This is a genomic window from Paragemmobacter amnigenus, from assembly GCF_009908265.2.
GTDB classification, from domain to species: domain Bacteria; phylum Pseudomonadota; class Alphaproteobacteria; order Rhodobacterales; family Rhodobacteraceae; genus Paragemmobacter; species Paragemmobacter amnigenus.
The window spans coordinates 121228-139340 of the sequence record NZ_JAAATX020000005.1 but is presented as its reverse complement, the minus strand read 5'-3'; the positions used below and the strand labels follow the sequence as shown (position 1 = coordinate 139340).

Genomic DNA, 18113 nt, shown 5'->3' with positions numbered 1-18113 from the left:
ATCGCGGTTATGGATACGATCTTTGCCTTGGCAACAGCGCGCGGCAAGGCGGGTGTCGCTATTGTCCGGTTGTCCGGTCCGGCCGCGTTTTCTGCGGCTGAGTCCCTGTGTGGCCCGCTTCCGGAAATACGCCGTGCATCTCTAAGGCGAATTGTCTGGAAGGACGAAATCCTTGATGAGGCGCTCATCACCGCTTTTGCGTCAGGCGCCAGTTTTACCGGCGAGCAGGTGATCGAAATCGCGCTGCATGGATCGCAAGCTGTCGTTCAATCTGTTTTGCGCGCCCTTGGCGAGGTCGAAGGTCTGCGCTTGGCCGAACCGGGCGAGTTCACACGCCGCGCGCTTGAAAACGGTCGTCTCGATCTGACCCAGGTCGAAGGGTTGGCTGACCTTATCGATGCAGAGACGGAATCGCAGCGACGTCAGGCTTTTCGGGTTCTCTCCGGCGCGATCGGCGCGCGAGCCGAAGGTTGGCGGCGGCAGCTTGTGCGCGCCGCTGCGCTCATCGAAGCGACGATTGATTTTGCGGATGAAGAGGTGCCGGAGGATGTTCGTCCGGAGGTGACGGGCATTCTATCTTCGGTTCTGACTGAACTCCGGACAGAGATACAAGGATCGGCGGCAAGAGAGCGGCTGCGTGAGGGATATGAGGTTGCGATTGTCGGTGCCCCCAATGCCGGGAAGTCAACGCTCCTCAACGCGCTCGCCGGTCGGGAGGCTGCGCTGACGTCCGAAATCCCGGGAACAACGCGGGATGTGATCGAAGTCAGGCTAGATCTGAGAGGTTTGGCGGTCACGTTCCTTGATACGGCTGGCCTTCGAGAAACCATTGATCCTGTTGAAAAACTGGGTGTTGACCGCGCGGTAAAGCGCGCAGAGAGCGCGGATTTGCGCGTCTTTCTGATGAGCGACGACTTCCAGCCAAGTTTGGAAATCAGGGACGATGATATCGTAGTTAACGGGAAGGCCGATTTGACGGGTGTCGGTGTGTCGGGTCTGACCGGACAAGGGGTGACGGAACTGCTCGACACGGTAGCAGATCGCCTGCAGGCGAGAGTACCGGCATCTGTGGTCTCGACGAGGCAACGACATCGCAATGCTTGCGAGCGCGCTGTAAAGTTTCTGGAACCCGCACTGTCTGCGGTGGTAAATGGCGGCTATCATGAGGAGCTGGTCGCGGCGGACCTTAGGCAATCGATTCGGGCGCTGGAGTCTCTTGTGGGTCGGGTGGATGTCGAAGATCTGCTGGGAGAAATCTTTGCCAGCTTTTGCATTGGCAAATGAGGGTGTTTCACTTGAAACAGTATGACGTGATCGTAATCGGCGGCGGCCATGCGGGAGCCGAAGCGGCGGCAGCGTCGGCGCGTGCGGGCGCGAATACTGCGCTCATTACGCTCAAGGCTGACGGGGTTGGCGTAATGTCGTGCAACCCGGCGATCGGTGGTCTGGGCAAGGGTCACCTCGTCCGGGAGATCGATGCGATGGACGGAATAATGGGTCTTGCTGCAGATGCGGCCGGCATCCAGTTCCGCCTCTTGAATCGTCGTAAAGGTCCTGCTGTTCAGGGGCCGCGGGCACAGGCTGATCGTAAGCTGTATCGAGCAGCCATTCAAAGGCTGCTTGCCCAGTATCCACGTCTTCAGACAATTGAAGGAGAGGTTACTGAACTTCTTATTTCATCCGGTAGGGTCTGCGGTGTAGTTGCGAACGGGGAGAGATTGAGCGCGACATCGGTCGTATTGACTGCGGGCACTTTTCTGAACGGCGTCATCCATATCGGAGACGAGCGTCGACCGGCAGGTCGTATGGGAGACAATCCGTCACTGACGCTGGCCGCACAACTTTCCGAGTTTGCACAAGGGCGTGGCAGACTGAAAACGGGCACGCCGCCGCGTCTCGACGGACGCACGATCAACTGGGCTGTTCTGGACTCACAGCCAGGCGATGATGAGCCGACGCTGTTTTCCTTCCTGAGCAAAGTGCCCACTGCCCGCCAGATCGACTGTGGTATCACGAATACGAACGAACGGACTCACGATATCGTCCGAAGCAACCTTAGCCGCTCCGCGATGTATGGCGGCTTTATCGAAGGGGTCGGTCCCCGATACTGCCCGTCGATCGAAGACAAGATTGTACGCTTCGCCGACAAGTCGAATCACCAAGTGTTTCTGGAACCCGAGGGTTTGGACGATCACACCGTCTATCCCAACGGGATTTCGACCTCACTTCCCGCAGACGTACAGCATGATTACGTCAGAACGATCCGTGGCCTTGAGGCGGTGCAAATTTTGCAGCCGGGATACGCGATTGAGTATGACTATTTTGACCCTCGTGGACTTTGGTCAACGTTGGAAACCAAAGACATCGCAGGTCTGTATTTCGCCGGGCAAATCAATGGAACCACAGGCTACGAAGAGGCCGCGGCTCAGGGCCTTGTTGCTGGCCTGAACGCTGCGCGCTCTGCTCGCGGCCTCGGGCCGGTCCAGTTCGGGCGGAGCGAGAGCTACATTGGTGTAATGATTGACGATCTTGTTACGAGGGGTGTGTCAGAACCCTATCGCATGTTCACATCTCGCGCAGAATATCGGCTGGCGCTTCGCGCAGATAACGCGGACCAGCGACTTACACCCATCGGAATAGATGCTGGATGTGTTGGCCCTGAGCGCCAGACAGCGTTCGCAAGAAAGATGGAACTCCTGACCGCCGCACGCTCAATTTTGACGGAGAGGACTGTTTCGCCCAAGGAGGTTCAGTCCTCCGGGCTGGCCGTCAGTCAGGATGGTACACGCAGATCCGGTCTGGATCTCTTGGCCTTCGGGGAAGAGGCCATACCCGTTGTCGCGACGCTTTATCCTGCGTTTTCGCAGGTGGATCCCGCCATAAGGCATCAAGTCGCGATTGATGCCCTGTATGCACAATACCTTGACCGTCAGATCGCCGATGCGGCGGCTCTTAAGCGCGAAGAACAAACCGAAATCCCCCCTGACTTCGATTACTCGCTGCTTTCCGGTCTGTCGAACGAGCTGACCGCTAAGCTGACGCGCGTGCGCCCGGAAAACCTTGCCCACGCTGGCAGGATTGAAGGAATGACACCCGCCGCCCTGACGCTTATCCTTGCCCACCTGCGCAAAGGGCAACGGCGAGCGTTGGCATGAAGCAGGATGAAGCCTTGGAGGGCGTTTCACGTGAAACAATCGAGCAGCTTCATAAATTGGAGCTGCTCTTGCTCAAATGGAACCCCACGATCAATCTCGTGGCGAAGAGCACACTCGCAAACCTGTGGTCACGCCATTTCGTCGACTCCGCGCAGCTTTATGAACTGGGGAAGCACGGGAGCTGGATCGACCTTGGCAGCGGTGGCGGTTTTCCGGGCTTGGTGGTGGCAGTCCTCGCCGAGGCTGGCGAGCAATCGTTCAAGCTGACGCTGGTGGAGTCAGATCAACGCAAAGCAACCTTTCTTCGAACCGCACTCCGAGAGTTGGGTCTGACCGCGCAGGTAATTCCCGCCCGTATCGAGCAGATCCCACCCCAAATGGCTGATACCATCTCCGCGCGCGCGCTTGCTCCTCTGACCAAGCTGCTTGAATATAGCGCCCGGCACTTGAAACCTGACGGACACTGCCTCTTTCCTAAAGGCGCAAACTGGCGTGAAGAGGTTGAAGCCGCCCGCCACAAATGGCATTTCGACCTCACGACCTATCCAAGCAAGACTGACCCAGATGGTGCGATTCTCGTGGTGAAAGCGATACAACATGTCTGACCCAACCCGGACAAAGCAACCGCGCATCATTGCAATTGCCAATCAGAAAGGTGGCGTCGGAAAAACGACCACCGCGATCAATCTTGCTGCCGCTCTCGCCGAGTCCGCGGCGCGCGTTCTGCTGGTTGACCTTGATCCGCAGGGTAACGCATCAACCGGATTGGGGATCGAGCCTGCGCAGAGAAAGCGAACGAGCTACGATCTCCTTCTCGACGATGCGCCAGTATCCTCTGTGATGCAGACGACGGCCATCCCCGGTCTCTTCATCTGCCCCGCCAATGCAGACTTGTCCTCGGCGGATATCGAACTTGTTGCCAACGAAAAACGCAGTTTCTTGCTGCACGACGCCCTGCGACACAAGGACATCGACCAGTACGATCTCGATTTCATCCTTATCGACTGCCCGCCTTCGCTCAGCCTGCTGACGATCAATGCGATGGTGGCCTGTCACTCTGTCCTCGTACCGCTTCAGTCTGAATTCTTTGCGCTGGAGGGCCTTTCGCAACTGATGCTGACGGTGCGCGAGGTGCGTCAAACCGCAAATCCCGGCCTGCGTATCGAAGGTGTTGTGCTTACCATGTATGATGGCCGCAACCGGTTGAGCCAGCAGGTAGAAAACGACGCCCGCGAGAATCTTGGCGATCTGGTCTTCAAGACAATAATCCCCCGAAACGTCCGCATATCCGAGGCGCCCAGCTATGCCCTGCCGGTCCTCTCTTACGACACCGCGTCCAAAGGCAGCGAAGCCTACCGTTCCCTAGCCGCCGAACTCACCTCCCGGCATCCGATCAACCGCAGCCAGGAGATTGCATGATGGAAAAGAAAACAGAGCGTCGCGGTCTGGGACGCGGTCTCTCCGCGCTGATGGCGGATGTCGCCGTCGAGATTGATCCCCAGACAACCGATCGCCTCCGTCGGCCAGACCTTCTGGTCCCTGTAGAGCGTCTGGTTCCCAACCCCAACCAGCCTCGCCGCGATTTCCAGCCCGAAGCGCTGCAGGAACTTGCCTCCTCCATTCGCTCCCGCGGCGTGATCCAACCGCTCATCGTGCGGGACATGGGCGACGGCCGGTACGAAATCGTCGCCGGCGAACGCCGCTGGCGTGCCGCTCAACTCGCCCAGGTTCATGAACTGCCGGTCATCATTCGCGAATTCACCGATTCCGAAGTGATCGAAGTTGCCATCATCGAAAACATCCAACGCGCGGATCTGAATGCGATCGAAGAGGCGCTCGCCTTCCGCCAACTCATGGACCGTTTCGGCCACAGTCAGGAAAAGCTCGCCGAAGCGCTTTCGAAAAGCCGCAGCCATATCGCCAATCTCCTTCGTCTTCTGAACCTCCCCGAGGATGTCCAGACCTTCGTCAGGGAAGGAAAGCTCACCGCCGGTCACGCTCGGGCCCTGATCACTGCACCCAATGCCTCCGAACTTGCGCGTCAGGTCTTGGCCAAGAACCTTTCCGTGCGCGAGGTCGAAGCCTTGGCGCGCGACCCCTCAAAGAAAGGAACCGGCAAGGCAAGCGGCCCCCGCGCCAAATCGGACAAGGATGCCGACACCCGCGCGCTCGAGAACGACCTGTCTGCCAATCTGAATATGCGGGTTACAATCGACCACGCGGGCGTTGGCGATGGGGGCGTCCTCTCCATCCGTTACCGCACGCTGGACGATCTGGATCTGCTGTGCCGCGCGCTTTCGCTTATCCCTCGGGACGGGACCATATGAAAATCGCCACGGACAACAGGACAGCGCCCTGAATTCCCAGTAGAGATGGCGGAAGGTCGAACCAGACGGACCCAGCAAACGCAAAAGCCATGGAACCGGTGGCGAGCCACTTTGCACGCCGCCCTATCGCCCCCTTCTCCTGCCATTCACGAACGGGTGGCCCAAGCTGCGGATGCTGCATCAGCCAGAGATGCAGCGGCGCCGAGGACCGCGCGAAACAAAAAGCAGCCAAGAGAAGAAACGGCACAGTCGGCAAAAGCGGAAGCACCACTCCCACCACGCCCAGGATCAGGGCCAGACTTCCCGCCGCCAGCCATAGCCCACGTGTCATCCTGCCAGGTCCCGCAAAACAGCGTTCAGAACAGCCCGTCCTGCATCCGACGCAATCAACCGTCCTGACTCGACGCGCACCAGTCCCAATGCTTCCAGCGCTTCAATTCGCGCCTGCGGGATCGGCTCGCCGGCCAGCGCGGCATGTCGGGCGATATCCAACCCCTCGGCCAATCGCATCGACATCAGCAGGTATTCCGTCGCCTGCTCTTCGCGGCTGACCTCTTCGCGCGGGTCTTCGCCCGCCGCCCCACCCTCGACCGCTGCCAACCACGCGCCCGGCGCGCGCGGCGCCACGGTGGCCCAACGCCGCCCGCCCAGCGTCAACCGCCCGTGCGCGCCGGGTCCAATCCCGGCATAATCGCCCATGCGCCAATAGATCAGGTTATGCCGGCTTTCCGACCCGGACCGCGCATGGTTCGACACCTCATAGGCGGGCATCCCGTATGCCGCGCAGATTTCCTGCGTTGCGGCATACATGTCGGCCTGCACGTCCTCATCCGGCAACCCCCCCAGCCTTCCCCGCGCGAAACGGTCGCCAAAGGCAGTGCCATCCTCGATGGTCAGCTGGTACATTGACAGATGATCAACCGCCATGGACAGCGCTTCGCGCAGTTCCGCTTGCCAGTCTGCCAATGTCTGATCCTGTCGCGCGTAAATCAGGTCGAAACTGACGCGATCAAATGTTTTTCTTGCAATATCAAATGCTTGCTTTGCCTCTGCCACAGTATGCAACCGTCCCAGCCGCCGCAGATCCTCGTCCCGTAACGCCTGTACACCCATCGATATACGGTTGACCCCAGCCTCGCGAAATGCACGGAACCGCCCTGCCTCCACGGACCCCGGATTGGCTTCCAGCGTGATTTCCGGATCATTCACCATCGGCCATGTGGCGCGGACAGCCTCCAGTACCTCCGCCACCACTTCCGGCTCCATCAGCGACGGCGTACCACCTCCGAAGAATACCGTCTGCAAGACCCGCCCCCGGGTTTCCTGCCCGACCCGGCCGATCTCGCGCAGGTATGCGTCGCGCCAGCGCTTCTGGTCGATCTTGGCCGCGACATGGCTATTGAAATCGCAATAGGGGCATTTGGACTGGCAGAAGGGCCAGTGGATATAAAGTCCGAACCCGCCTGCTTCCCAGTCCTGCATCTGCCCTTATCCCTTGAAGGCGGTCACCTCGATCTCGACCTTCATCTCGGGCCGGATCAGACCCGCGATCACCATGGTTGCCGCTGGCCGGATCTCGCCCAGCGCGTCACCCAGCGCCGGTAGGATTTCGTCCACCAATGCGGCATCGGTCACCGTGTATTGCACACGGACGATGTCCGCCATGGTAAAACCACCCTGGTCGAGAACGGTCGCAATTGTGTGAAAACAGTTCCGCGCCTGCTCCAATGCACCTTCGGGCATGGTCATGGTCGCGTAGTCATAGCCTGTCACGCCGGACACGAAACACCACCCGCCCTTCACCACGGCACGGCTGTAGCCCATCGTTGCCTCAAAGGGCGATCCCGTCGAAATCCGCTTCATGTGAAACATCCCTCCACCAGCTTCCGGAACGCATCCGCGCGATGGCTGATCCGGTTCTTTTCCCAACGATCCATCTCGCCGAATGTCAGATCACAACCGTCAGGTTGAAAGATCGGATCATACCCATGTCCCTGATCTCCCCGCATGGGCCAGACCACCTGCCCCGGCATCACACCTTCGAACACCTCGTCATGTCCGTCAGGCCATGCCAGCACCAGCGTACAGCGGAACTGCGCCCGACGCGGATAGGGCGCTCCGGCTGCCTCCAGCGCGTCCCATGTCCGCGTCATTGCCATCACGAAATCGCGGCCCTGCGGCGTCTCGGCCCAGTCGGCAGTATACACCCCCGGCGCTCCGCCCAGCCCATCCACCGTAATCCCGCTGTCATCGGCCAGCGCGGGCAAACCAGACGCCTTCGCCGCGAAATGTGCCTTGATCCGGGCATTCCCGACAAAGGTCGTCTCGGTTTCCGCCGGTTCCGCCAGACCAAGCGCTCCGGCACTGGTGACTGTCACGGAATATGGCTCAAGAAGTGCCGAAATCTCTTCCAGCTTGCCCTTGTTATGCGTTGCGACAACCAGCCGATCTTCCGTGAACTTGCGCGCCATCACAACCCCAGTGCCGCCTTCTGTGCCTGAACCAGCGCCGTGCATCCCGCCTCGGCAAGATCCAGCAACTCGCCCATTTCCTCGCGGCTGAAAGTGGCCCCCTCGGCGCTCATCTGCACTTCGATCATCCGGCCCCGCCCTGTCAGGATGAAGTTTCCATCCGTCCCGGCCGTCGAATCCTCGGCATAGTCCAGATCCAGTACCGGCTGTCCCGCATAGATCCCGCAGGACACGGCCGCCACGTGGTCGATCATCGGATCGCTGACGATGACACCGGCCTTCAGCAACTTGTCCACGGCCAGTTTCAATGCAACCCATCCCCCCGTGATCGACGCACAGCGCGTTCCGCCATCGGCCTGGATCACATCGCAGTCGATCACGATCTGCCGCTCGCCCAGCGCGCTCCGGTCGACACCGGCCCGCAGCGACCGTCCGATCAGCCGCTGGATCTCCTGCGTCCGCCCCGACTGCTTGCCCGCAGCCGCCTCGCGCCGCGTCCGGCTGTTCGTGGCGCGCGGCAGCATCCCGTATTCCGCCGTCACCCAGCCCAGCCCCGTATTCTTCAGAAACGGCGGCGCCTTGTCTTCGATCGTGGCCGAACACAGCACATGCGTTTCCCCCATCTTGATCAGACAGGATCCTTCGGCATGTTTCATAACCCCGACTTCGATTGAAATCGGGCGCATTTCGCTTAGTTTACGGCCAGAGGGGCGCATGGGATCATCCTTTTTGGGTTGCGGCCAGATATCCAGGCCCGCCCCCCGGATGCAACCCCGATTGACGCCCCGCCAGCAGCCCCGATAATGGCCGCGACAAAGGGGTTTCAGACCAATGACAGACGGTTCCAAAATCCTGTCCGAAATGAACGACCGCTCGCGCGAGGTTTTCCGCCGCGTCGTCGAAGGGTATCTGGCCTCGGGCGATCCCGTCGGTTCCCGGACCCTGACGCGAAGCATGTCCGAAAAACTCTCGGCCGCCACGATCCGCAACGTGATGCAGGATCTCGAATTCCTCGGCCTGCTCGACAGTCCGCATATTTCTGCCGGCCGCATTCCGACCCAACTTGGCCTCCGGATGTTCGTCGACAGTCTGCTGGAAGTAGGCACCGTGGCCGAGGAGGACCGCGAACGCATCGACGCGACACTGGGCCAGAACGATCAGGACGTCACCTCTCTGCTCGACACGATCGGCGCGGCCCTATCCGGCATCACCCGTGGCGCATCGCTGGTTCTGGCCCCAAAGGTCGAGGCACCGATCCGCCACATCGAATTCGTCTCGCTGTCGCAGGACCGCGCGCTGGTCGTCCTCGTCTTCGCCAATGGCCATGTCGAGAACCGCATCTTCACGCCGCCACCCGGTCAGACACCTTCCTCCATGCGCGAGGCCGCGAATTTCCTGAATGCTCTGGCCGAGGGAAAGACCCTCACAGAACTCCGGCGCACCATGACGGCCGAAGTCGCGAAACGGCGTCAGGAAATCGATTCGCTTGCACGGGAACTGGTCGAATCCGGCCTTGCCGTCTGGGAAAACCCCGGAGAGGCATCAGAGCGCCTGATCGTGCGGGGCCGCGCCAATCTGTTGGAACAGGAATCCACCGATATCGACCGGATCCGCACGCTGTTTGACGACCTCGAGCGCAAACGCGATATCGCCGATTTTCTGGAACTGGCCGAATCCGGCGATGGAGTCCGCATTTTTATCGGGTCAGAGAACAAGCTCTTTTCACTTTCCGGTTCAAGTCTGGTCGTTTCTCCCTATATGAACGCGGACCGAAAGATCATCGGCGCCGTCGGTGTCATCGGGCCGACGCGGTTGAACTATGGCCGCATCGTTCCGATCGTCGATTACACGGCGCAACTCGTCGGACGGCTGGTGTCCGAGCGGGGCAAGTGAAGAAGGCATTGAAGATGGCAGACGACAAGACGGTTCCCGAAGATTTCGCAATCAACGAAGGGCTCGAAGAGCTGATCGAAGCGGATGAGATTGAATCTCTCCGCGCAGAGCGCGACGAATTCCGCGACCGCTTCATGCGCGCCCTCGCCGACGCCGAGAACGCCCGCAAGCGCGGCGAACGCGACCGGCGCGAGGCAGAGCAATACGGCAGCACCCGCCTCGCCCGCGATCTCCTGCCTGTCTATGACAACCTGAACCGCGCCCTGAACGCCGCGACCGAGGAACAGAAGGCCGCCGCCGCCGCCCTGTTCGAAGGTGTCCAGCTCACCCTGCGCGAACTGACCAACGTGATGACGCGACACGGCGTGAAACCGATCACCCCGCAGATTGGCGACATGTTCGACCCCCAGAACCACGAAGCGATGTTCGAAGCCCCCGTTCCCGGCACCAAGGCCGGCCAGATCATCCAGGTGATGACCGAAGGCTTCATGCTGCACGACCGCCTTCTGCGCCCCGCGCAGGTGGGCGTTTCCTCCAACACCGGTGCCTGAGACCGGCCGCGGACCGGGGGTTTCACACCCCCGGACCCCCGTGGAGTATTTGGGCCGAGATGAAGCGGTTATTGCTTCAGCAAATCCTTGAGCTCATAGACGAACCGCAACGCCTCCATCGGCGTCATCTCGTCGGGATGGGCGTCTCTCAACCGCGCCTCAACTGCGGACTCTTTCGCCACGACACGCGGGGCGGGGGGTGCGCTGGATGTCACGGAAAACAGCGGCAGATCGTCGATCAACGCCTTGGGTCGTGCGCCGCCCTGCCGTTCGCCCGATTCCAGCGCCTCCAGAACCACCTTGGCCCGATCCACGACCGCCGCGGGCAACCCCGCCAGCCTCGCCACCTGCACGCCATAGGACCTGTCCGCCGCGCCCTTTCGGACCTCGTGCAGGAAGATGACCTCGCCTTCCCACTCCTTCACGGCGACCGTCGCGTTTTCCACACCGTCCAGTTTTCCGGAAAGTGCTGTCATTTCATGGTAATGCGTGGCGAAAAGCGCGCGGCAGCGGTTCTGCCCGTGCAGATGTTCCATCGTGGCCCAGGCGATGGACAGGCCGTCATAGGTCGCGGTGCCGCGACCGATCTCGTCAAGGATGACGAGGGACCGGTCATCCGCCTGGTTCAGGATCGCCGCCGTCTCCACCATCTCGACCATGAAGGTGGAGCGACCCCGTGCCAGATCGTCGGCCGCTCCGACGCGGCTGAACAACTGGCTGACAAGACCAAGATGCGCCCGCGTCGCCGGAACGAAACTGCCGGCCTGTGCCAGCAGGGCGATCAGGGCATTTTGCCGTAAAAACGTGGACTTACCGGCCATGTTCGGGCCTGTCAGAAGCCAGATCGCAGGGGTCCCGCCATGGGTCAGGGCACAGTCGTTCGCCACGAAGGGCCCCGCTCCCTGTCGCCGCAAGGCGCGTTCCACGACCGGATGGCGACCACCCTCGACCAGAAAGGCGCGGCTTTCGTCGACGACCGGCTCGCTCCACCCCTCGTCCGCGGCAAGGTCGGCCCAAGCTGCGGCCAGATCGATCTCGGCAAGACCGCGCGCCGCACCGCCGACTGTACCGCTGGCTGTCAGCACAGCGGCACGCAGCGCCTCGAAATGGCGCTTCTCGATCTCCAGCGCATGGTTGCCCGCGTTCAGGATACGCGTCTCCATCTCGGACAGTTCGACCGTGGTGAACCGCACCTGCCCTGCCGTCGTCTGGCGATGGATGAAGGTCTCGGACAGGGGCGGAGACAGCATCTTCTCCGCATGGGTCGAGGTCGTCTCGATGAAGTAGCCAAGCACGTTGTTGTGCTTGATCTTCAATGACTGGATTCCCGTCTGCGCGATGAAATCCGCCTGCATCGCGGCGATCACCCCGCGCCCCTCGTCCCGCAGGCGCCGCGCCTGATCCAGTTCCCCGTCAAAGCCCGGCGCGATGAACCCCCCATCCCTCGCCAACAGCGGCGGCTCCGCCACCAGCGCCTGATCCAGCAGATCGACCAGCGCCTCATGCCCGACCAGCGCCCGCGCGGCATCGTCCAGCAGCACGGGCGCCCCGTCGAGACGCGCCGCGATCGAAACCGCCTGTGTCAGTCCGGCCCGTATCGCCGCCAGATCGCGCGGTCCGCCCCGATCCAGCGCAAGCCGCGATAGCGCACGGTCCATGTCGGGCACGCGGCGCAGGGCGTCGCGCAATTCGGTCCGCAAAAGGCTCTGTTCCAGCAGAAAACGCACTGACTCCAGACGCGAATGGATCACCGCCAGATCGCGCGACGGCGAGGAGATGCGCCGTTCCAGAAGGCGCGCCCCTGCCGCCGTCACGGTCCGGTCCACCGCCGCCAGCAGCGACCCGTCGCGCCCGCCGCTCAGCGCCTGCGTCAGTTCAAGATTGCGCCGTGTCGCCGCGTCGATCTGCATCGACCCGCCCGGCGCTTCTTTCACCGGCGGGCGGAGCAAGGGCAACTTTCCGCGCTGGGTGAGGTCGAGATAGTCGACCAGCGCGCCCATGGCCGAAAGCTCTGCCCGATCGAACCGGCCGAACCCTTCCAGCGTCCCTACGTCGAACAGGGCGCAAAGCCGTTTTTCGGCAGAAACGGAATCGAAGGAACCCCGCGACAGCCGCGTCAGCGCGGCCCCGGATTCCGTCACTATTCCGGCCCATTCGGCCTCTCGCGCCTCGGAGACCAGCACCTCGCGCGGGGCCAGCCGCGCCAGTTCCGGCCCCAGCCGCGCGGGAGGACAGGACATCACGCGCAATTCGCCGGTCGAGATATCGGCCCATGCCAGCGCCGACTCCTCCCGCACCTCGGCGAAGGCACACAGGAAGTTGTGACGCCGTGCCTCGAGCAGTGCATCCTCGGTCAGCGTGCCGGGGGTGACCAGCCGCACGACATCGCGCCGGACCACGGATTTCGAGCCGCGCTTCTTCGCTTCGGCGGGGTCTTCCAGTTGTTCGGCGATGGCGACGCGGAACCCCTTGCGGATCAGCGTCAGCAGATAACCCTCGGCCGCATGGACGGGAACGCCGCACATTGCGATGGGTTCGCCCAGATGGAAGCCCCGTTTCGTCAGGGCGATGTCGAGCGCCTCGGCCGCCGCGACGGCATCATCGAAGAACATCTCGTAGAAATCGCCCATCCGGTAGAACAGCAGCGCGCCGGGATTCTGCGCCTTGATCTCCAGATATTGCGCCATCATCGGCGTGACGGTTTCTTCGGTCACTTCCTGCCCCCTGTTGCGCGCCCGACCCTACAGAAGCCCCGCCCCCCCGAAAAGACCGGATCAGAGCGTCGCGACCTTGGCAAACCGTTCGGCCTCGGCGATCAGCGCCGCCAGAACGGGCGTCATCGGATCGCGTCGCGCCGTGATCAGGCCGACAAGATGCTCCACCTCGGGGGCCACGATGGGGATGGCGCGCAACTGGCCGCCGGTCATGAACATCTGCGCCAGTTGCCGCGGCACGATCGAGGCCCAGCGGCCGGTCAGGACATGGCTGATCAGCGCGATGGAGGAATTGGATTCGATCTGCGGGACGACATTCGCCCCCGCCTCGGCCAGATGCTGGTTCATGATCCGGCGGTTCTGCATATCACCCGTCAGCAGACAGAGCGGCTGCTCGGCCACCTCGGCCCATGTCACCTGATCACGGTCCGCTAGCGCGGTCCCGGGCGCGCAGAGCAGGCGGTAGAATTCGGCATAGAGCGGTACCTGTGCCACCCGCCCCAGCGGTTCGTTGTCCAGATAGGTGATGCCCGCATCCAGATCGAGGCTTTCGATCCCGCCAAGGATTTCCACGCTGGTCCGCGACAGGATCGACACGCGGACATTGGGGTGTTTCGCGGTAAAGGCGCCGGTCAATCCGGCCACCATGGGCAGGGCGGTCGGGATGACGCCGATCCGCAGATTGCCCGAAAGACCCGCGCGGACCGTCCGCATCTCGTCCTTCAGCGCGCGCATGTCGCCCACGATGCGCCGCCCCCAGTCCAGCACGCGCTGTCCTTCGGGGGTAAGCCCCTGAAAGCGCGAGCCGCGAAAGACCAGCTGCACGCCCAGCTGATCCTCCAGCTGGCGGATGGCAGAGGACAGTGTGGGCTGGGTCACGCCGCAGACCTCGGCCGCGCGGCCGAAGTGCCGTTCGTTGGCCAGCGCGATGAACATTTCCAGCTTGTCGATCATGCGACCGACCCTGCCCGCAATCCGCCCCCTTCTGCAAGCACCCCTTGCCCGCAAGGCCCGCGGCGCTTAGCTGTCTTGCATGAGACGCTTCATCCCCTTCGTGCCGAAACCCGCGCTCGTTCCGGTCATCCGCCTTCAGGGTGCCATCGGCATCGGCGCGCGCGGGTTGAACGACCAGTCCGTCGCGCCCCTGATCGAGCGGGCCTTTGCGCGCGGCAAGCCCGCCGCCGTGGCGCTGGTCATCAACTCGCCCGGCGGGTCGGCGGTGCAATCCGCGCTCATCGCGGCGCGCATCCGGCGGCTGGCCGATGAGAAGAAGGTTCCCGTCCACGCTTTTGTCGAGGATGTGGCAGCCTCGGGCGGCTATTGGCTGGCCTGCGCGGCGGATGACATCTGGTGCGACGGGTCGTCCATCCTCGGCTCCATCGGCGTCATCTTCGCCTCTTTCGGTTTCCCGGAGCTCATGGCGCGGCAGGGGATCGAACGGCGCGTGGTGACGGCGGGAAAGAGCAAGAGCTTCGCCGACCCCTTCCTGCCGCAGAAGCCCGAGGATGTTGAACGCCTGAAACGGCTGCAGGAGCCGATCCACGCAGCCTTCATCGACCATGTGAGATCGCGGCGCGGCGGGCGGCTGGACGAAACGGCCGATCTCTTCAACGCCGATGTCTGGGTGGGCCGGCAGGCGGTGCAGGTCGGTCTTGCCGACGGGATCGCACATCTGAGGCCGAAGATGATGGAACTCTATGGCGAGAAGGTGCGGCTGGTGCCCTATGGGCAGAAGCGGGGCTTGCTGCAGCGGCTTGGCATGGCGGCCACGGACGGGCTGATCCAGGGGGTCGAGGAGCGCGCCCTGTGGTCGCGCTTCGGGTTGTGACGCGATGCTGGTGAAGTTCGTCATCCTGTTCCTCGCCGCGATGGCCCTTGTCGGCTTTGTCGGCAAGCTGCTGTTTCCGGCCAGCTTCCGCAGGATCACCACGATCCGTCCCGCCTTGGGCAAACCCTCTCGCTGCCGCCGCTGCGGGCGCTATCTGCTCGGCAAGGGCGGATGCGATTGCGGAAAGGGCTAGCGATGCGGGCATTGGTTACGGGGGCGGGGCGCAGGCTTGGCCGCGCCATGGCGCTCTATCTTGCGGGGCGGGGCTATGACCTTGCCATCCATTATGCCGGAAGCAGGGACGAGGCCGCGTCGGTCGCCGACGAGATCCGCCGCATGGGACGCCGTGCGGAAACCGTCGCCGCCGATGTACTGATCGAGGATCAGGTGCAGACGCTGATCGCGCGCGCGGCCGAGGCGCTGGGCGGGCCGCTGTCGGTTCTGGTGAACAATGCCTCGATCTTCGAGCATGACGATTTCACCACCGCGACCCGGGCGAGTTGGGACAGGCACATCGAATCCAATCTGCGCGCCCCTTTCGTGCTGACGCAGCGTTTCGCGGCGCAGGTCCCCGATCCGCTTTCCGACGCCGCAGGAGAGCCCGTCGCCCAAGGATTGATCGTGAACATGGTGGACCAGCGCGTCTGGAAGCTGACGCCGGATTTCGCAAGCTACACCATCGCCAAGGCCGCCCTCTGGGCCCTGACCCAGACGTCGGCGCAGGGCCTTGCCCCGCGCGTCCGCGTCAATGCCATCGGTCCGGGCCCCACCCTGCAGGGCGGCCGGCAGACGGCCGAAGCCTTTGCGGCGCAACGTGCCGCGACCGTGCTGCAGCGTGGCGCCAACCCCGCCGACATCACCGCTGCGCTTGGTTTTTTCCTCGATTCCGTCGCCGTGACGGGCCAGATGATTGCCGTCGACGGCGGGCAGCATCTGGCCTGGCAGACGCCCGATGTCACCGGTGTGGAGTAGGCCTGACATCGCTACGACCGGAAGTTGTCCACTTCCGAGGGCATGGTTACCTGTCCGTTACGAAAACATTAGGAAATTCAGGGATTTGCCATGTGGTCGAAATTCTTTCCATGTTTTTCAATGACTTAAATTTGTGCCTATTTTTTAGGCAGCGCAGCGAAACGAGCGAAAAACAAGGAAAATTCGCCGATGCCAAAAACTTTCCCGCAGAGTTATCCACAAAAAGCGTGGACAGCTTTGCCCTTGCTCTCGGACGGCGGGCGTTGCAGCCAAGAGGGGAATCGATGACTCTGCGATTGAAGGTGTAAATCCGGTGGCCGACGGCGTGCAGGACAGCCCCGAACAGACGGAAAAGGTGCCCACGGGTCACGACGTGATCCACGGCTACCTGCGGACGCTCGACTCCTCGCCGGGCGTTTACCGCATGCTGAATGCCAAGGCGGAAGTCCTTTATGTCGGCAAGGCGCGCAATCTGAAGGCGCGGGTATCGAATTACGCGCGCCCCTCGCCGCAGCATTCAGGCCGGATCACGCGGATGATCCTCGAGACCGCGTCGATGATGTTCCTGACCACGCGCACCGAGACCGAGGCGCTGCTTCTGGAACAGAACCTGATCAAGCAGCTCAAGCCGCGCTACAACGTGCTGCTGCGCGACGACAAGAGCTTTCCCAACATCCTGATCGGCAAGGAACACCCCTATCCGCAGATCAAGAAGCACCGCGGCAAGCGGTCGGAAAAGGGCAGCTATTTCGGCCCCTTCGCCAGCGCGGGCGCGGTGAACCGGACGTTGAACCAGCTGCAAAAGGTGTTTCTGCTGCGGAACTGTTCGGACAGCATGTTCGAAAGCCGCACGCGCCCCTGCCTGCTGTTCCAGATCAAGCGGTGCTCCGCCCCCTGCGTCGGCCGCGTGACGCCCGATCAATATGCCGCGCAGGTGCAGGACGCCGAACGCTTCCTCGAGGGGAAATCGACCGAGGTGCAGGCCCAGCTTGCCGCGCAGATGGCGGAAGCCTCCGAGGCGATGGAATTCGAACGCGCCGCCGCCCTGCGTGACCGCATCCGCGCGCTGACGCAGGTGCAGTCGGCGCAGGGCATCAACCCGCGCGGCGTGGCCGAGGCGGATGTGATCGCCCTGCATCTGGAAGGCGGGCAGGCCTGCGTGCAGGTCTTCTTCATCCGCGCCAACCAGAGTTGGGGCAACCGCGACTTCTATCCGCGGACGGGGTCGGGGGCCGAGGAGTCCGAAATCCTCGAAGCCTTCGTCACGCAGTTCTATGATGACAAGGAACCGCCGCGCCTGATCCTGCTGTCCCATCCGGTGGAGAACGAGGATCTGGTCACCGCCCTTCTGGCCGAACGGGCGGGGCGCAAGGTGGAGCTTGCCGTTCCGCAGCGGGGCGAAAAGGCGGAACTGGTCGAGAATGCCGCGCGCAACGCCAAGGAATCTTTGGCCCGCCGCATGGCCGAAGGCGCGGCGCAGTCGCGCCTGCTTGCCGGACTGGCCGAGGCCTTCGACCTCGACGCGCCGCCTCGCCGGATCGAGATTTACGACAACGCGCATATCCAGGGCGCCGATGCCGTCGGCGGAATGGTCGTGGCCGGACCCGATGGCTTTGTCAAAGGCCAGTACCGCAAGTTCAACATCAAGGGCGAGGCGGGCAAGCAGGGCGACGACTTCGGAATGATGAAGGAAGTCCTGACGCGCCGCTTCGAGCGTCTGCTGAAGGATGATCCCGACCGCAAGACGGATGCATGGCCGGACCTGTTGCTGATCGACGGCGGGGCAGGGCAGGTTTCCGCCGTGGGCGAGATCCTTGCCGGTCTGGGTGTGGACGATGTGCCCTATATCGGCGTGGCCAAGGGGATAGATCGCGACGCAGGAAAGGAGGAATTCCACCGCCCGGGCGAACCGCCCTTCGCCCTGCAGCGGAACGATCCGGTCCTTTATTTCGTGCAGCGCCTGCGGGACGAGGCACATCGCTGGGCCAATGGCGCGCATCGGGCCAAACGGTCCAAGGCGGTGGGTGCGACGCCGCTGGACGACATTCCGGGGATCGGTGCAAAGCGCAAGCGCGCGCTGCTCGCCCATTTCGGCAGTGCGAAGGCCGTGGCGCGTGCCGGACTGTCCGACCTGACCGCTGTGGAAGGGATCAGCGAAGCCATGGCCCGCACGATCCATGACCATTTCAACGAACGCTAGCG

General features: G+C 62.6%; 19 protein-coding genes. 12 read left to right on the top strand and 7 right to left on the bottom strand.

Features of this window, described 5'->3' with window-relative positions; translation table 11 throughout:
• Nucleotides 1-9: 9 nt before the first annotated feature.
• Genes mnmE through GU927_RS08405 form a run of 5 tightly spaced genes read left to right on the top strand, consistent with a single transcriptional unit; the run spans nucleotide 10 to nucleotide 5482 of the window.
• Nucleotides 10-1284, top strand: a complete 1275-nt coding sequence (mnmE, locus tag GU927_RS08425; RefSeq protein WP_161761948.1) for a tRNA uridine-5-carboxymethylaminomethyl(34) synthesis GTPase MnmE — start codon at nucleotides 10-12, stop codon at nucleotides 1282-1284.
• Between the two features lie 11 nt (nucleotides 1285-1295).
• Nucleotides 1296-3155 carry a tRNA uridine-5-carboxymethylaminomethyl(34) synthesis enzyme MnmG gene (mnmG, locus tag GU927_RS08420; RefSeq protein ID WP_217765566.1) on the top strand — a complete coding sequence of 620 codons (1860 nt, stop codon included), beginning with the start codon at nucleotides 1296-1298 and terminating at the stop codon, nucleotides 3153-3155.
• The gene (gene rsmG, locus GU927_RS08415) at nucleotides 3152-3760 is read left to right on the top strand and encodes a 16S rRNA (guanine(527)-N(7))-methyltransferase RsmG (RefSeq protein WP_161761945.1); all 609 of its coding nucleotides are present in this window, start codon (nucleotides 3152-3154) and stop codon (nucleotides 3758-3760) included. Before mnmG ends, rsmG begins: the two co-directional genes overlap by 4 nt.
• Nucleotides 3753-4574, top strand: coding sequence for a ParA family protein (locus GU927_RS08410; protein ID WP_161761943.1), 822 nt, complete (start codon nucleotides 3753-3755; stop codon nucleotides 4572-4574). The genes rsmG and GU927_RS08410 overlap by 8 nt, the downstream gene beginning before the upstream one ends.
• A complete protein-coding gene (locus GU927_RS08405) occupies nucleotides 4571-5482 on the top strand; it encodes a ParB/RepB/Spo0J family partition protein (protein ID WP_161761941.1) in 912 nt (303 codons plus the stop codon). Before GU927_RS08410 ends, GU927_RS08405 begins: the two co-directional genes overlap by 4 nt.
• Here GU927_RS08405 and GU927_RS08400 read toward each other — a convergent pair.
• From GU927_RS08400 to rph, 5 genes are read right to left on the bottom strand one after another with little or no spacing between them, the layout of a single operon-like run.
• Nucleotides 5457-5813 (bottom strand): YbaN family protein, encoded by a 357-nt coding sequence (locus tag GU927_RS08400; protein ID WP_161761939.1) that lies wholly within the window; start codon nucleotides 5811-5813, stop codon nucleotides 5457-5459. The genes GU927_RS08405 and GU927_RS08400 overlap by 26 nt on opposite strands.
• Nucleotides 5810-6964 carry a radical SAM family heme chaperone HemW gene (gene hemW, locus GU927_RS08395; protein ID WP_161761937.1) on the bottom strand — a complete coding sequence of 385 codons (1155 nt, stop codon included), beginning with the start codon at nucleotides 6962-6964 and terminating at the stop codon, nucleotides 5810-5812. The genes GU927_RS08400 and hemW overlap by 4 nt, the downstream gene beginning before the upstream one ends.
• Nucleotides 6965-6970: 6 nt before the next feature.
• Nucleotides 6971-7345, bottom strand: a complete 375-nt coding sequence (locus GU927_RS08390) for a RidA family protein (protein ID WP_161761935.1) — start codon at nucleotides 7343-7345, stop codon at nucleotides 6971-6973.
• Nucleotides 7342-7953, bottom strand: coding sequence for an RdgB/HAM1 family non-canonical purine NTP pyrophosphatase (rdgB, locus tag GU927_RS08385; RefSeq protein ID WP_161761933.1), 612 nt, complete (start codon nucleotides 7951-7953; stop codon nucleotides 7342-7344). The genes GU927_RS08390 and rdgB overlap by 4 nt, the downstream gene beginning before the upstream one ends.
• Nucleotides 7953-8669 (bottom strand): ribonuclease PH, encoded by a 717-nt coding sequence (gene rph, locus GU927_RS08380; RefSeq protein WP_161761931.1) that lies wholly within the window; start codon nucleotides 8667-8669, stop codon nucleotides 7953-7955. Before rph ends, rdgB begins: the two co-directional genes overlap by 1 nt.
• Before the next feature lie 115 nt (nucleotides 8670-8784).
• Here rph and hrcA point away from each other — a divergent pair, with 115 nt between their 5' ends.
• A complete protein-coding gene (gene hrcA / locus GU927_RS08375; protein ID WP_161761930.1) occupies nucleotides 8785-9846 on the top strand; it encodes a heat-inducible transcriptional repressor HrcA in 1062 nt (353 codons plus the stop codon).
• Nucleotides 9847-9860: 14 nt separating this feature from the next.
• On the top strand, nucleotides 9861-10397 hold the full coding sequence (locus tag GU927_RS08370; protein ID WP_161761928.1) for a nucleotide exchange factor GrpE: 537 nt from the start codon (nucleotides 9861-9863) through the stop codon (nucleotides 10395-10397).
• 68 nt (nucleotides 10398-10465) lie between these two features.
• Here the strand turns inward: GU927_RS08370 and mutS are convergent, their stop codons facing one another.
• Both mutS and GU927_RS08360 read right to left on the bottom strand, forming a co-directional pair.
• On the bottom strand, nucleotides 10466-13111 hold the full coding sequence (mutS, locus tag GU927_RS08365; RefSeq protein WP_161761926.1) for a DNA mismatch repair protein MutS: 2646 nt from the start codon (nucleotides 13109-13111) through the stop codon (nucleotides 10466-10468).
• Between the two features lie 60 nt (nucleotides 13112-13171).
• A complete protein-coding gene (locus GU927_RS08360; protein ID WP_161761924.1) occupies nucleotides 13172-14065 on the bottom strand; it encodes a LysR family transcriptional regulator in 894 nt (297 codons plus the stop codon).
• A gap of 79 nt (nucleotides 14066-14144) precedes the next feature.
• Between GU927_RS08360 and GU927_RS08355 the strand changes: the two genes are divergently transcribed.
• The 5 genes from GU927_RS08355 (at nucleotide 14145) to uvrC (ending at nucleotide 18111) form a co-directional block, all read left to right on the top strand.
• The gene (locus GU927_RS08355; protein WP_161761922.1) at nucleotides 14145-14939 is read left to right on the top strand and encodes a S49 family peptidase; all 795 of its coding nucleotides are present in this window, start codon (nucleotides 14145-14147) and stop codon (nucleotides 14937-14939) included.
• A gap of 4 nt (nucleotides 14940-14943) precedes the next feature.
• The gene (locus tag GU927_RS08350; protein WP_161761920.1) at nucleotides 14944-15132 is read left to right on the top strand and encodes a hypothetical protein; all 189 of its coding nucleotides are present in this window, start codon (nucleotides 14944-14946) and stop codon (nucleotides 15130-15132) included.
• A gap of 2 nt (nucleotides 15133-15134) precedes the next feature.
• Nucleotides 15135-15911, top strand: a complete 777-nt coding sequence (locus GU927_RS08345; RefSeq protein WP_161761918.1) for an SDR family oxidoreductase — start codon at nucleotides 15135-15137, stop codon at nucleotides 15909-15911.
• 92 nt (nucleotides 15912-16003) lie between these two features.
• The gene (locus tag GU927_RS08340) at nucleotides 16004-16219 is read left to right on the top strand and encodes a hypothetical protein (protein WP_161761917.1); all 216 of its coding nucleotides are present in this window, start codon (nucleotides 16004-16006) and stop codon (nucleotides 16217-16219) included.
• A 5-nt stretch (nucleotides 16220-16224) separates the two neighbouring features.
• A complete protein-coding gene (gene uvrC, locus GU927_RS08335) occupies nucleotides 16225-18111 on the top strand; it encodes an excinuclease ABC subunit UvrC (RefSeq protein WP_394357666.1) in 1887 nt (628 codons plus the stop codon).
• Nucleotides 18112-18113 lie beyond the last annotated feature (2 nt).

What these genes read in the sequence shown, in the direction of transcription:
- GU927_RS08410 (WP_161761943.1), top strand. Translation starts at nt 3,753, where the DNA reads ATGTCTGACCCAACCCGGACAAAGCAACCGCGCATCATTGCAATTGCC.
- GU927_RS08405 (WP_161761941.1), top strand. Translation starts at nt 4,571, where the DNA reads ATGATGGAAAAGAAAACAGAGCGTCGCGGTCTGGGACGCGGTCTCTCC.
- rph (WP_161761931.1), bottom strand. Translation starts at nt 8,669, where the DNA reads ATGCGCCCCTCTGGCCGTAAACTAAGCGAAATGCGCCCGATTTCAATC.
- GU927_RS08370 (WP_161761928.1), top strand. Translation starts at nt 9,861, where the DNA reads ATGGCAGACGACAAGACGGTTCCCGAAGATTTCGCAATCAACGAAGGG.
- rsmG (WP_161761945.1), top strand. Translation starts at nt 3,152, where the DNA reads ATGAAGCAGGATGAAGCCTTGGAGGGCGTTTCACGTGAAACAATCGAG.
- hrcA (WP_161761930.1), top strand. Translation starts at nt 8,785, where the DNA reads ATGACAGACGGTTCCAAAATCCTGTCCGAAATGAACGACCGCTCGCGC.
- hemW (WP_161761937.1), bottom strand. Translation starts at nt 6,964, where the DNA reads ATGCAGGACTGGGAAGCAGGCGGGTTCGGACTTTATATCCACTGGCCC.
- GU927_RS08350 (WP_161761920.1), top strand. Translation starts at nt 14,944, where the DNA reads ATGCTGGTGAAGTTCGTCATCCTGTTCCTCGCCGCGATGGCCCTTGTC.
- GU927_RS08360 (WP_161761924.1), bottom strand. Translation starts at nt 14,065, where the DNA reads ATGATCGACAAGCTGGAAATGTTCATCGCGCTGGCCAACGAACGGCAC.
- GU927_RS08345 (WP_161761918.1), top strand. Translation starts at nt 15,135, where the DNA reads ATGCGGGCATTGGTTACGGGGGCGGGGCGCAGGCTTGGCCGCGCCATG.
- GU927_RS08400 (WP_161761939.1), bottom strand. Translation starts at nt 5,813, where the DNA reads ATGACACGTGGGCTATGGCTGGCGGCGGGAAGTCTGGCCCTGATCCTG.
- GU927_RS08355 (WP_161761922.1), top strand. Translation starts at nt 14,145, where the DNA reads ATGAGACGCTTCATCCCCTTCGTGCCGAAACCCGCGCTCGTTCCGGTC.
- mnmE (WP_161761948.1), top strand. Translation starts at nt 10, where the DNA reads ATGGATACGATCTTTGCCTTGGCAACAGCGCGCGGCAAGGCGGGTGTC.
- GU927_RS08390 (WP_161761935.1), bottom strand. Translation starts at nt 7,345, where the DNA reads ATGAAGCGGATTTCGACGGGATCGCCCTTTGAGGCAACGATGGGCTAC.
- rdgB (WP_161761933.1), bottom strand. Translation starts at nt 7,953, where the DNA reads ATGGCGCGCAAGTTCACGGAAGATCGGCTGGTTGTCGCAACGCATAAC.